This is a genomic window from Janthinobacterium sp. BJB304 (genome assembly GCF_002735765.1).
Lineage (GTDB): Bacteria > Pseudomonadota > Gammaproteobacteria > Burkholderiales > Burkholderiaceae_D > Janthinobacterium.
On the sequence record NZ_PDZN01000025.1, the window covers coordinates 1 to 13296 of the forward strand.

The 13296-nt window shown below is 59.7% G+C and carries 8 protein-coding genes and 4 tRNA genes; 4 read left to right on the top strand and 8 right to left on the bottom strand.

Features of this window, described 5'->3' with window-relative positions; genetic code table 11:
• Positions 1 to 9 precede the first annotated feature (9 nt).
• The 5 genes from CSQ95_RS24100 to CSQ95_RS24120 form a co-directional block, all read right to left on the bottom strand.
• Positions 10 to 86, bottom strand: a tRNA-Asp gene (locus CSQ95_RS24100).
• Positions 87 to 143: 57 nt separating this feature from the next.
• Positions 144 to 219, bottom strand: a tRNA-Val gene (locus CSQ95_RS24105).
• 217 nt (positions 220 to 436) lie between these two features.
• A tRNA-Asp gene (locus tag CSQ95_RS24110) sits at positions 437 to 513 on the bottom strand.
• A 54-nt stretch (positions 514 to 567) separates the two neighbouring features.
• Positions 568 to 643, bottom strand: a tRNA-Val gene (locus CSQ95_RS24115).
• A gap of 109 nt (positions 644 to 752) precedes the next feature.
• Positions 753 to 2897 carry a S9 family peptidase gene (locus tag CSQ95_RS24120; RefSeq protein ID WP_099411331.1) on the bottom strand — a complete coding sequence of 715 codons (2145 nt, stop codon included), beginning with the start codon at positions 2895 to 2897 and terminating at the stop codon, positions 753 to 755.
• Between the two features lie 162 nt (positions 2898 to 3059).
• Here CSQ95_RS24120 and dinB point away from each other — a divergent pair, with 162 nt between their 5' ends.
• A complete protein-coding gene (gene dinB, locus CSQ95_RS24125) occupies positions 3060 to 4214 on the top strand; it encodes a DNA polymerase IV (protein ID WP_099411332.1) in 1155 nt (384 codons plus the stop codon).
• A gap of 117 nt (positions 4215 to 4331) precedes the next feature.
• The gene (locus tag CSQ95_RS24130; protein WP_034754435.1) at positions 4332 to 5228 is read left to right on the top strand and encodes a recombination-associated protein RdgC; all 897 of its coding nucleotides are present in this window, start codon (positions 4332 to 4334) and stop codon (positions 5226 to 5228) included.
• A gap of 134 nt (positions 5229 to 5362) precedes the next feature.
• Here CSQ95_RS24130 and CSQ95_RS24135 read toward each other — a convergent pair whose 3' ends face one another.
• Positions 5363 to 8086, bottom strand: a complete 2724-nt coding sequence (locus CSQ95_RS24135; RefSeq protein WP_070224810.1) for a TonB-dependent receptor — start codon at positions 8084 to 8086, stop codon at positions 5363 to 5365.
• A gap of 524 nt (positions 8087 to 8610) precedes the next feature.
• On the bottom strand, positions 8611 to 9096 hold the full coding sequence (locus CSQ95_RS24140) for an asparaginase domain-containing protein (protein WP_070224809.1): 486 nt from the start codon (positions 9094 to 9096) through the stop codon (positions 8611 to 8613).
• A gap of 178 nt (positions 9097 to 9274) precedes the next feature.
• Here CSQ95_RS24140 and CSQ95_RS24145 point away from each other — a divergent pair, with 178 nt between their 5' ends.
• Entirely contained in the window at positions 9275 to 10048 is a 774-nt protein-coding gene (locus CSQ95_RS24145; RefSeq protein ID WP_070224808.1) for an L-asparaginase, read from the top strand.
• Here CSQ95_RS24145 and CSQ95_RS24150 read toward each other — a convergent pair.
• Positions 10036 to 11049 (bottom strand): D-2-hydroxyacid dehydrogenase family protein, encoded by a 1014-nt coding sequence (locus CSQ95_RS24150; protein WP_070224807.1) that lies wholly within the window; start codon positions 11047 to 11049, stop codon positions 10036 to 10038. The genes CSQ95_RS24145 and CSQ95_RS24150 overlap by 13 nt on opposite strands.
• Before the next feature lie 357 nt (positions 11050 to 11406).
• Between CSQ95_RS24150 and CSQ95_RS24155 the strand changes: the two genes are divergently transcribed.
• Positions 11407 to 13278, top strand: coding sequence for a phosphoenolpyruvate carboxykinase (GTP) (locus CSQ95_RS24155; protein WP_070312203.1), 1872 nt, complete (start codon positions 11407 to 11409; stop codon positions 13276 to 13278).
• Positions 13279 to 13296 lie beyond the last annotated feature (18 nt).

The window sequence follows — 13296 nt, forward strand, 5'->3', positions numbered from 1 at the left end:
TTCTTTTATTGGCGGAGCGGACGGGACTCGAACCCGCGACCCCCGACGTGACAGGCCGGTATTCTAACCAACTGAACTACCACTCCAAGCTCGTATGATCTGTGTTGCTGATCCATGAAGCACTGGATAATTTTCTGTATTGGTGGTGGGTGCTGAGAGGCTCGAACTCCCGACCTACGCCTTGTAAGGGCGCCGCTCTACCAACTGAGCTAAGCACCCGCATACCCAGAAAACTATCCCGACGTTTGTCACCACGTCTGGAAGAGGCACTATTATAGGGGGCGCTTTCGTGCTTGTGCAACTATTCTTGAGGGCGAATGGCAGTTTTTTTGCTGAAAAGCGCAAAAATGTTCAAGGAAGGGAGTGCTGGCGTGATTTCTGCTGCTGAAATGGGAAAAGCCCTTCGGTTCCAGGAACCAAAGGGCTTTTCTTTTATTGGCGGAGCGGACGGGACTCGAACCCGCGACCCCCGACGTGACAGGCCGGTATTCTAACCAACTGAACTACCACTCCAAGCTCGTATGATCTGTGTTGCTGATCCATGAAGCACTGGACAGTTTTCTGATTTGGTGGGTGCTGAGAGGCTCGAACTCCCGACCTACGCCTTGTAAGGGCGCCGCTCTACCAACTGAGCTAAGCACCCGTTGCTTGTCTCAGAAAACCATCCCGACGTTTGTCACCACGTCTGGAAGAGGCGCTATTATAGGATGGCTCAAATCCTTCTGCAAGCGCTTTTTCCAACTTTTTACCGTTTAGCTGTCAATTCCCCACTGCGACAGCATCCACGCCATGTTGAAGGCGTTTTCGGCGATGGCGTTGTAGCGGCCTGACGCACCGCCGTGGCCGGCGCCCATATTCGTTTTCAGCAGCAATGGATTGCCGTCCGTCTTGTACGCGCGCAGCTTGGCCACGTATTTTGCCGGTTCCCAGTACATGACCTGGCTGTCGTTCAGGCCCGTCGTCACCAGCATGGCCGGGTAATTCTTGTGCGCGATGTTGTCGTAGGGCGAGTAGCTGAGCATGTAGTCGTAGGCCGCCTTCTGGTTCGGGTCGCCCCATTCCAGGTACTCTCCCGTCGTCAGGGGCAGGCTGGCGTCCATCATGGTGTTCATCACGTCGACAAATGGTACGGCCGCGTGCACGGCGTGGAACAGCTCGGGGCGCATGTTGACGACGGCGCCCATCAGCAGGCCGCCGGCGCTGCCGCCCTGGATGATCAGGCGGTTCGGGCTGGTCCATTTTTCGCGGACCAGGTAGTCGGCGCTGTCGATGAAGTCATGGAAGGTGTTTTTCTTCTTCATCAGCATGCCGTCTTCATGCCAGGCTTCGCCCATGTCGGTGCCGCCACGGATATGCGCTTGCGCATAGATGACACCGCGTTCCAGCAGGCTGATGCGGCTGATGGAAAAAGTGGCTTCCGTCGAGATGCCATACGAGCCATACGAGTACAGCAGCAGCGGCGCGGAACCGTCGAGCTTGACGCCCTTCTTGTAGACGATCCATAGCGGCACTTGCACGCCGTCGCGCGCCTTCACCCACAGGCGCTGCGTGGTGTAGCGGCTGCCGTCAAAGCCGCCGACGATTTCCTGCTGTTTCAGTACCGTGCGCTTGCCATCCTTCATGCTGACGTCGATGACGGTGGGCGGCGTAACGGGCGACTGGTAAGACATGCGAAATTGTGTGGCGGAAAACTCCGGCGTGCCGGCCGCCGTGGCCAGGTAGACGGGGTCGTCGAACTGCACGGTTTTCCAGTTCTTTTGCGCAAAATCAAGGATGCGCGCGCGGTTCAGGGCGCGGGCCTTTTCCATCACCACCAGGTAGCCCTGGAATACGTCGATGGACTGGATCACGGCATCCTTGTTGTGCGGCACGACGGGTTTCCAATTCTTCGGCTGAGGGGCGGTGACCGGCGCGCTGACGACGCGGAAATTCTTCGCATCCTTGTTGGTCAGAATATACAGCTGGCCGTCGCGGTGCTCGACGACGTAGCGGTGGCCTTTTTCGCGTTTCAGCACGCTCTGGAAACTGCCTTCCGGCTTGCTCGTTGGCAGCAGCAGCACTTCGGTCGTATCCGTGCTGCCCGAGGTGAGCACGAAGAATTGCTTGTCATGCGTACGGTCCACGTGGATGGCGAACTGTTCCACCGGCTCGTGGTAGACCTGTTGCGGCGTGCCGCCCAAGGCCAGACGGAACACGCGGTCCGAGCGCTTGGTGGTGGCGTCTTCCTGCGCCAGCATCAAGGTGGCATTGTCCGCCGCCCAGGCCAGGGACGTCACGCGCGGCATGCTGTCTGTGAGCAACTTGCCTGTCTTCAAATCCTTGACATGCAATTCGTACTGGCGGAAACCCGTCGTGTCGGTGGTGTAGGCCAGCAATTGTTCGTTCGGGCTGATGGCAAACGCGCGTACGGCAAAAAATTTGTGGCCTTCGGCCAATTGATTCTGGTCCAGCAGGATTTCTTCAAACGCCTGCGCATCGTAGGCGCCGCTGGCGCCGACGGGGCGGCGGCAATGGATTGGATATTGCTTGCCCGCTTCCACGCGCGTGTAATAGTAAAAGTTGCCCTGGCGCGCAGGCACGGACAGGTCCACTTCCTGCATGCGGCCCTTGACCTCCGCATACACCTTGTCGGCCAGCGGCTGGATCGGCGCCGTGACGGCCGCCGTGTAGGCGTTTTCCGCATTCAGGTAGTCGATCACGGCAGGATCGGTCTTCTTTTGCAGCCAGCGGTAGTCGTCCGTAACCACGGTGCCGTGGCGCGTTTCCTGCCAGGCCGTCTTGGCGGCGATGGGTGCGGTGGCGGCGGCATCGGCGGCCAGCGCGGATGGCGCCAGCGTGGACAGCAGGATGGATGAGCAGACGGCCAGGCGGCGCAAAGCTTGATGTGCTGTAGACAAGGCAACTCCTTTTATAGTCGTGTCAGGATTGTAATCTTGCTATTGAGAAAAGCAACTGCGGAGCGCGTGCGTTTCAACTTGCATCCATGGGCATTTCCAGCGATACTGTATATAACTACAGTATCCCGCCGCGAGGTGTCCTTGACCACATCTGCCCCTACATTGCCTGAACCGCGCCGCTGGATAGCCCATCTGGACATGGATGCCTTCTTTGCCTCCGTGGAACTGTTGAAATATCCGGAATTGCGCGGCGAAGCCGTCGTCATCGGCGGCGGCCGGCTGCAGCAGCCCCTGTTGCAGGAAGACGGCACGCGGCAATTCGCGCGCATGCGCGACTACGTGGGGCGGGGCGTCGTCACCACCTCGACCTATGCGGCGCGCAAGTTTGGCGTGTTTTCCGCCATGGGCATCATGAAGGCGGCGAAACTGGCGCCCGACAGCATCCTGCTGCCGGCCGATTTCGAGGCTTACCGCGAGTATTCGGCCCGCTTCAAGCAGGCCGTGGCACAGCTGTGCCCCATCATCCAGAACGTGGGCATCGATGAAATCTATGTCGACCTGACGGAACATGGCGAGCAGGCGCCGGCCATGGCGGCGCGCCTGAAGGCGGCCGTGTTCGAGGCGACGGGCCTGTCGTGCTCGATCGGCCTGGCGCCGAACAAATTGTTGGCAAAAATCTGTTCCGATCTGGAAAAGCCCGACGGGCTGACCATTTTGTCGCCCGAGGATGTGGAAACGCGGGTCTGGCCCTTGCCGGCGAAAAAGATCAATGGCATCGGCCCGAAAGCCACGGCCAAGCTGGAAGCGCTGGGCATTATTACCATCGGCGAGCTGGCGCGGGCCGACATGGCCATGCTGCGCACGCAGTTCGGCGACCTGTACACGGGCTGGCTGCGCCAGGCGGCGCTGGGCATCGACGAGCGGCCCGTGCAGACGAGCCGGGAAACCAAGTCCGTCAGTCGTGAAACGACGTTCGAGCGCGACTTGCAGGTGGTGCGCGACCGCGCCACCCTGTCGGAAAAGCTGGAAAGCCTGTGCACGCGCGTGGCGGGCGACCTCGACAAGCAGTCGCTGGCGGGGCGCACGGTGGGCATCAAGCTGCGCTTCGAGGATTTCAGCACGGTCACGCGCGATATCACCCTGCCCAGTGCCACGGCGGACGCCGCCGCCATCCTGCGCGCCAGCCGCGATTGCTTGCGGCGCGTGCCATTTGACAAGAAAATCCGCCTGCTGGGCGTGCGCATCTCGACCTTGTCCGATCCGGCCGTCATGACGCGGCAGGCGCCAGCCCAGGCGGAGCTGTTTCCCGCCCTGTAGCGGCATTCCCCATACATCAACAACCCGCGCCAGTCCGCGTTTTTGACGGCATTCCCGTGTCGAAAGTGTAGAATGGCGTTCCCCTGGCACTACTGAAACAAACGGAAGACAAAAACTATGTGGTTCAAGAATCTTCAGATTTACCGCCTGCCCGCACCGTGGGCTTACACGCCAGAACAACTGGAAGAGGCCTTGTCCTCGAACAAATTTACGCCGGCGACCAGCATGGATCTGATGCGCCAGGGCTGGGATACGCCACGCCCGAACGGCGGCCTGGTCCACGTGGTCAACAAGCAAATGCTGATCTTGCTGGGCACGGAAAAGAAACTGCTGCCGGCCACCGTCATCAACCAGGTGGCCAAGGCCCGTGCCGCCGAGATGGAAGAAGCGCAAGGCTTTGCGCCTGGTAAAAAGGCCATGAAGGAATTGAAGGAACGCGTGGCCGACGAGCTGCTGCCGCGCGCCTTCAGCATCCGCAGCAACGTCTGGACGTGGATCGACCCCGTCAATGGCTGGCTGGTGGTCGATGCCGCCAGCCCGGCGAAAGCCGATGAAGTCATCAAGCTGCTGCTGAAAGCCGTGGATAAACTGCCGCTGGAAAGCCTGCGCGTGCAGCGCTCGCCCGTGGCGGTGATGACGGAGTGGCTGCAGGCCGACGACGCGCCGGCCGGCTTCACGGTCGACATGGATACGGAATTGCGCGCCACGGGCGAGAGCAAGGCCACCGTGCGCTACGTGCGCCACACCCTGGAAGCGGACGATGTGCGCCGCCACATCGCGGCCGGCAAGCAGTGCACGCGCCTGGCCATGACGTGGAACGACAAGATCTCGTTCGTGCTGACGGAGTCCTTGGCCATCAAGAGCGTCAAGCCGCTCGACGTGATCAAGGAAACGGAATCGAGCACGAAGAACGACGAAGAGCGTTTCGACGGCGACGTGATGCTGATGACGGGCGAGCTCTCCAAGCTGATGGCCGACGTGGTCGAAGCATTGGGCGGCGAAGCGACGGCGTAACAGCCGTCATGCTGGTACGAAAAGGAGCTGCGGCTCCTTTTTTTTCGCCTGTGCAATTTGCCGGCGCATAAAAAAAGCGCCTTGCACGGTGAAGTGCAAGGCGCCTTTCAGACAAGCTAATTCAACACGTCAAATTAGAACTTGTAGTTGCCGGTGACGTAGAACGAACGCATCATCGGATCGGCGTAGCGGGGGTCGAAACCGATCTGGTGGCCCGACGAAGCGCGCAGCGACAGCGGCGGTGCACGGTCGAACAGGTTTTTGATGCCTGCGCGGATCGTGGTTTGCTTGTCAAAGGCGAAACGTGCTTGCCAGTCGAACGTCGTGTACGACGGTACTTGCAGGCGGAAGTTTTTCTCTTCTTTTTGGGTCGCCAGGTTGTACACGGTAGCGGGAGCATCGGTGTAGCCGTTACGGTAGTTGACCGTGACCGTGTTGCTCAGGCGGCCCGTGTCCAGGGTCGTCGTCAGCTTCATCAGGTTGCGGAACGTGACTTCGTTGGTGTCGCCGAAGAAGTTCATGTTGCTGGTGAACACATTGTCGCTACCGGCTTTGGTGTAGTTGGCGTGCAACATGTGCGTACCGCTCAATTGGGCGGTCAGCTTGCCGAAAGAAAACTTGTGGTTGGCGGACAGATCCCAGTCGATACCACGGTATTCCTTCTTGCCGATGTTGACCGACAGTTTCTTGAACGCGTAGTAAGCGATGCCGGTCGATGGTTCGATGTATTCACCGAAGCTCGATGCATACTTGACCGGATCGGCAAATGCTTGCTCTTCGGATACTTCCGACACGGCATTGCGCAATTTCACATCCCACAGGTCGGCGCCGAACGAGAATGCCGAGCTAGGCTCGACACGGAAGCCCAGGGTGAACTGCTTCGATTTTTCCGATTGCAGATCCGGGTTGCCTTGCGATACCGCGTTGTATTGCGTTGCTTCCGCGCGGCACAGTGCGTTACCTGGGTATGGGCAGTCAAATTTCTTGGCGGTAAAGCCGGCGTTGACCAGTGGCTGAGCGATGTCCAGCATGCTTGGCGCCTTGAAGCCCGTGCCGTAGGAACCGCGGATCAGCACGGTCTGTACCGGCTGCCAGCGTGCCGATACCTTGTAGGTATTGGCGCTGTCTTTTTTGCCGACAGTTTTGTTGTTCAGCTTGTCATCGATCGCCTTGACAGCATCGTAACGGCCGCCGACGGTCATTTCGAACGACTTGGTCAGCGGTGCCAGCAACTCGACGAAGGCGCCGTAGGTGTCGCGGCTCATGTCGTAGGCTGGCTTGGTGTTGAAGCTGTAGATGTCGTCGCCGGTGGCGCCTGGCGATTGCTCATACGTATAGGTGCGGTAGTCGCCACCGATACCGAGGCTGGCCTTGCCGCCTGGCAGGCTGAACAATTCACGCGAGCCGTGCGTGTCGATGCCGCGCATCGTGGTCGATGCGGTGCGCACGGAGCCGACGAATTGCGCGCCAGCGACCTGTGCTTGTACGGATGGCTTTTGTGTCGCAGCAAAAGGATTGAAGTCCGGATTGGCCAGGATATTCTTGAATTCCTGGCTCTTCTGGTAACCGCCCGTGTAGCGCTCGTCGATCGAGTTTTGCGACCAGGTCAGGCCGCTTTCGAAGTTCCACGCGCCCAGTTCGCCTTCCACACCGACGACCATGTGTTTGGTTTCGGTGATGGTGTTGCTGGCACGCAGGCCGAAGTCGGTGCTGCGGTAGTTGGCCGTCACGGATTTGACGTCGGCACGTTGCGCTGGCGTCAGGTAGGGCGACACATAGGTGTTGTACAGCGCGCTGTCCTTGGCGATTGCGATCGGGATCGGATTGGCGGCGATACGCGCCGTCAGGTCGTAGCGCGAGTAGGCCAGTTCGGCGAATGCATTCAGGTTGTCGTTCAGCTTGTACGTCGCTTTGGAGAACAGGCTGTCGCGTTTCGATTGCGGTACGATTTCCACGGTGGAACCCGTGTCGAAGCCGCAAGCGCGTGCATTGGCGGTGGTGACGTCGAAACCTTCAGGGCAATTGCCATTTTTAGCCAGGTAAGGCGAAAACGCGGTCGATGGCGCACCGCTCTTGTAGGCAACCGTGGCGCCTGCTGGCGAAGCCGATGTGCTGGTGCGGTCCCAGATGTAGTTATTGCCGTTGCGGCTGAATGGCACATACGAGGTAGCGGCGAACGTGCGGTCGGTGGCGCGCAGTTTCGATTGCTCGTCATGGCGGTACGACAACAGCACGTTGAAACGGTCTTCGTCCAGGTCGCCGAAACCGTAGGTGACGCTGGTGTTCCAGGCGTTGCCGCCCTTGTCTTCCGGACCGCCGTAGGTGGCTTCCAGGGTGGCGCCTTGCTGATTTTTCTTCAGGATGAAGTTCAGTACGCCGGCGATGGCGTCCGAGCCGTACAGGGCCGAAGCGCCGTCGGTCAGGATTTCGACGCGTTCAACGGCGCTCATCGGAATGGCGTTCAGGTTGACCGTGGTGCCGGAACCTTGTGGCGCGATGCGGCGGCCGTTCAACAGCACCAGGGTGTAGGTTTCGCCGATACCGTGCAGCGAAGCACTGGTATTGCCGCCCGAGTCGGAACCGGCGGCGACGGCGCCGATGGTGAAGCCTTGCATCGCCGGCAGGGCCTGAATCAGGTCGGCAACCGAAGTGGCGCCCGATTTGGCGATCGCTTCTTGCGACAGGCGCTGTACAGGCAAGGCGCCTTCGACAGCGATACGCTTGATGCTCGAACCGGTAATTTCAACTTTTTGAATTGCTTCGTCCGCCATGGATTGGCCGGAGAACAAAACGCTGCCTGCCAGGACGGTCAGGGCCAGGCGTACGCTGCGTACGCCAATCTTTTCTTTAAATGCCATTGTAACAATTACTCCGTAGTAGTTTTAATAACGACAAGCAGTACACGAGCACCGTTCTGGTCATCGGGTAGATGCCCAGCGGTGCTCGTGTACGGTAGGCGGAACCACGTCGGTGGGAGGTGGAAGACTACTTAGCGCAATATTGTTATAAATGCACTTTTGACTTGTCGAGGCAAACATTATGTCGTCTCAGCAAGAAAAAATGCACCTCAACCGTGTCGGATTTGGCAATAAATTCGAGATACTGAAGAATATTTGATTTAAATGTTAAATATAGATTTTATATTTATAAATATCTGCGTTTTTAAAAATGATCAATGGCGTTTTTTTGCAACATAAAATTATTGTATTGGCAATTCGATGTTTTACCAGCAATAATTAGATGAAAAATGTTGTATTGCAGAATTTATGCAGCATAAAAAAATGTAAAAAAAGCCCGCTGAAAGCGGGCGGGTCGAATTGTGACAGAGTGTCGGTCAGGCCGTTTGCTGGTCTGCTTGTTGCCCCCTGTCCTGTGCCATCGCTTACAAGGGCTGGAACACCCCGGCGGCGCGGTTCTTTTGCACATTGTCCCATGCAAATATCTGGCCATTCATGGCCACGTAGACGCCGGCTGGCAAGGTTTGCGCCACGCCGCACGCAAAGCCCAGGTTGAACAGGGCATCGGAGTTGTCGATTTCGTAGGGAATCATGGCGCCCGTCAAAATGACCGTTTGGTGCAGGTTCGCCGCGCCCAGCACTTGCGCCGTTTCGCGCATGGTGTCGGTGCCGTGGATGATGACGATGGCTTTTTCCTGTGCCGCGCGGCACGAGGCGAGCACGCGCTGGCGGTCCGCATCCTGCATATCGAGCGAGTCCAGCAGTGGCAATTGCTCCAGCGCCACGGGCGCCGTCATGCGCGCGCGGGCAATCGCTGCCGGCAAATGACTGTCGGAAAAGCCCAGGGTACCGTTCAATTCGTTGTAGTGCTTGTCGAAAGTGCCGCCGGTGGCGAGTATGCGCAATGTCATGATGTGGTCACGATGTCAGTGGAGAATGACGCGCATGATATCGTGGATTGCCGCCCTTGCGTGAATGACGCTGCGGATGGGACGGCGTGCTTGCCGCCTGCGCATGCGCCGCATCTGGAAAATTTGGCCATCTGTGAGTACACTGGTTTCTTTGTTTGCCAGCCACCCCCGACTCCGTATGAAAGCGCTCGCTCCCGGCACCGTCATTTTTCACCGCCACCGCGGTTACGGGGTGATCACGTCCGTCAATTTGCTGACGGGCTGGATCGCCGCCCGTTTCGGCAGCGAAGCGCGGACCCTGGACCTGAACCTGTCGACCGACGACGTGCAGTTTGCCGATGGCGAAGCGATCCTCTTTCGCCGCGCGCCGCCCGACCGCATGCCGCATGCGCGCCTGATGGCCATGGTGCGCGCACTGCACCAGGCCGGCTATCAAAAACTGTATCTGTATTCCTGGCCCAAGCCATCCGGGCTGCACTGGCGCTGGCATTTGTTTACGGGGCCGCGCGACTGGATGCAGCGTCCCTGGCGCGAAGGCTGGTATGGCTCGGGCGCCGATTACAACGTCAATCCCGTGATGGGCTGGGGAGACTCTCCCGGCGCTTCCACTGGCGAGTTGATCGATGCCCTGGCCCGTTTCGATCCGCAAGGCCTGGCACAGGCGCTGGGGCGCGACGACGACCATAGCGACTGGTTCGGCCGCGTCTGCGACGCTTTATTACCCGATTATATGTACAGCCTGGACATGCAGCGCGCGCCAGGCGAGCCCTTGCAAGACATGCCGCCCGTGCCGGTGGTCGCCGTGCGCGCCGGCGTGGCGCCGTACAGTGGACCTGACATCGCCTGGCCGCCCGGCTGGACCGGCCTGTGGCGCGGCCGGCACGTGCTGTCCGCGCCCGCCATCCGCATCACGGGCGAGCCCGACCTGATCAAGGGCTTTCAGCGCTCTTGAGGGGCTTGGCGCGCATGCTGCAATGCTTCGGGATTGAGCAGGCGCGTGCATTGATGCTGCGTAAAATCGACGATGTTTTGCAAGGCGTAGCGGAAATACAGCTCATAGCTGTCACGCTCGACGTAGCCCAGGTGTGGCGTGGCCAGCACGTTCGGCAGCAGCAGTAGCGGCGAGCCTGGCGGTAGCGGCTCGTCCGTAAACACGTCGAGCGCGGCGGCGCCCGGATGCCCCTGTGGCAGCGCCGCTTCCAGTGCGCCATCGGCCACCAGTTCGGCGCGGCTGGTGTTGACGAACAGGGACGTCGGCTTCATGCGCGCCAGATCCTCGCTTGTGACCAGGCCGCGTGTCTTGTCGGACAGGCGCAGATGCAAGCTCAGCACGTCGGCCTGCTCGAAGAACGCCTCGCGCGAGACCGCCGCCGTATCACCGGCCGCCACGGCCGCTGCGCGGCTCGCTTCGCTGCCCCACACGAGGATGGTCATGCCGAAGGCGCGGCCATAGCCGGCGATCAATTGGCCGATCTTGCCGTAGCCCCAGATCGCCAGGGTGCGCCCTTTCAATACCGTACCGAGCGTGTTGTGCTTTGGCTCCAGCGACGACGTCTGCCACAGCCCCTCCTGCAAATGTTGCGCGTACGGCACGATCTTGCGCTGCGCCGCCATGATCAGCGCCCACGTCAGTTCGGCCGGCGCCGTGGGCGAGCCGATGCCTTCCGCGATGGCGATGCCCAGCTCGGTGGCGGCCGCCACATCGATGTGTCCGCTGACCTTGCCCGTTTGCGAAATCAGTTTCAGGTTCGGCAGTTTCGACAGCAAGGCACGGTTGAAACTGCTGCGTTCGCGGATCAGCACCAGCGCGTCGAACGGCGCCAGGCGGATCGCCAGCTGGCCCAGGCCCCGCGCCGTATTGCTGAACACTTTGACCTCGTGGCCGTCGAGCAATTTGAAACAATCGAGGCCGCGCACGGCATCCTGGTAATCATCGAGTATGGCAATTTTCATGGTGGATGGCCGATTTTAGTAAGGATTTGGTAGGGAAATAACAGGATACGGGAAATGCTGAATAGCCTACTACATTAGTCAAGCTATTCTCCTACATTTTTGCGAGAATAGCCGTTACGCGGGTGTACAATCGCCGGCACTTTTGAAGCTTCGTGATTATAGTGATAGCGCAAACTGTTCCTGCAGCCCGGGAGCATGATCCAGGTAAATGCCGCTGGCGCGAACGCCGCGGCGGACACGACACCAGAGCCCTGCCCGCGTGAACACACCGCCCGCAGTGAGCCGCAGCCACCTCTCAACGATGCTGCCTGTCTTGCCGGAACGACCAGAATTTCTTTTATTGGTATTGGAGGTAATATGAATCAGCCCGTCATGGGTGGCGTCGCCGCACTCAACGTCCCAGCTTATATTAAACAACAGAAACTGATCAACTGGGTGGCCGACATTGCCGCGCTGACCAAGCCAGACCGCATCTACTGGTGCGATGGTTCGCAAGAAGAGTACGAGCGCCTGTGCGCCGAGATGGTTGCCAGCGGCACCATGAAAAAACTGAATGCCGACAAGCGCCCGAATTCCTACCTGGCCTGCTCCGATCCGAGCGACGTGGCCCGCGTCGAAGACCGCACGTATATCTGCTCGGCAACGAAAGAAGCGGCCGGCCCGACGAATAACTGGACCGAGCCTGGCGAAATGCGCCACACCCTGAACGGCCTGTTCGACGGCTGCATGCGCGGCCGCACCATGTACGTCGTGCCATTCTCGATGGGCCCGCTGGGTTCGCCGATCGCCCATATCGGCGTGGAACTGTCCGATTCGCCGTATGTCGCCGTCAACATGAAGATCATGACCCGCATGGGCCGTGCCGTGTACGACGTGCTGGGCACCGATGGCGAATTCGTGCCTTGCGTGCACAGCGTGGGCGCGCCGCTGGCGGCCGGCCAGCAAGACGTGAAATGGCCGTGCAACAGCACCAAGTACATCGTGCATTTCCCGGAAACGCGCGAAATCTGGTCCTTCGGTTCCGGCTACGGCGGCAACGCCTTGCTGGGCAAGAAATGTTTCGCCCTGCGCATCGCCTCGAACATGGGCTACCAGGAAGCGCAAGCATCGGACAACAACCCGGGCTGGCTGGCCGAACACATGCTGATCCTTGGCGTGGAGTCGCCGGAAGGCAAGAAGCATTACGTCGCGGCAGCGTTCCCGTCGGCTTGCGGCAAGACCAACTTCGCCATGCTGATCCCGCCGGCAAGTTTTAACGGCTGGAAAGTAACTACCATCGGCGACGATATCGCCTGGATCAAGCCGGGCGCCGATGGCCGTTTGTATGCGATCAACCCGGAAGCCGGCTACTTCGGCGTGGCGCCGGGCACCAACGAAAAAACCAATTACAACTGCATGGCGTCCATGCGCGACAACACGATTTTCACCAACGTGGCGCTGACGGACGACGGCGACGTGTGGTGGGAAGGCTTGAGCAAGGAAGCGCCAAGCCACCTGATCGACTGGCAGGGCAAGGACTGGACGCCGGCGTCCGGCACCAAGGCGGCGCATCCGAATGCGCGCTTCACGGTTGCGGCAACGCAAAACCCCGTGATCGACTCGGCCTGGGACGATCCGGCCGGCGTGCCGATCTCGGCCTTCATCTTCGGCGGCCGCCGCTCGACCACCGTGCCGCTCGTCACCGAAGCGCGCAACTGGGTCGAAGGCGTGTACATGGCCGCCACCATGGGTTCGGAAACGACGGCTGCCGCCGTGGGCCAGATGGGCGTCGTGCGCCGCGATCCGTTTGCCATGTTGCCGTTTATCGGCTATAACATGAGCGATTACTTCCAGCACTGGCTGGACATGGGCGTCAAGGTGGGCAAAGTCAACCCGGCGGCCCTGCCGAAGATCTACTGCGTCAACTGGTTCCGTACGGACGAGGCAGGCAAGTTCGTCTGGCCTGGCTTCGGCGACAACATGCGCGTGCTGAAATGGATGCTGGAGCGCATCGAAAGCAAGGCGGGCGGCGTGGAAAACCTGTTCGGCACGACACCGCAGTATGGCGACCTGAACTGGGATGGCTTGCCATTCACGCAACAACAATTCGACACCATCACCTCGATCGACAAGGCCGCGTGGGTGGAAGAATTGAAATTGCATACGGAATTGTTTGAAAAACTCGCGTATCATCTGCCGCAAGAATTGGCAGATCACAAGGCTGCGCTGGAAAAGCGGCTGGCTGAGTAAACGTTTAGTAGTGGGGGA

Excerpts from the sequence above, each read along its gene's own strand:
- CSQ95_RS24130 (WP_034754435.1), top strand. The coding sequence starts at position 4,332 with ATGTGGTTCAAGAATCTTCAGATTTACCGCCTGCCCGCACCGTGGGCT.
- CSQ95_RS24135 (WP_070224810.1), bottom strand. The coding sequence starts at position 8,086 with ATGGCATTTAAAGAAAAGATTGGCGTACGCAGCGTACGCCTGGCCCTG.
- CSQ95_RS24140 (WP_070224809.1), bottom strand. The coding sequence starts at position 9,096 with ATGACATTGCGCATACTCGCCACCGGCGGCACTTTCGACAAGCACTAC.
- CSQ95_RS24145 (WP_070224808.1), top strand. The coding sequence starts at position 9,275 with ATGAAAGCGCTCGCTCCCGGCACCGTCATTTTTCACCGCCACCGCGGT.
- CSQ95_RS24150 (WP_070224807.1), bottom strand. The coding sequence starts at position 11,049 with ATGAAAATTGCCATACTCGATGATTACCAGGATGCCGTGCGCGGCCTC.
- CSQ95_RS24155 (WP_070312203.1), top strand. The coding sequence starts at position 11,407 with ATGAATCAGCCCGTCATGGGTGGCGTCGCCGCACTCAACGTCCCAGCT.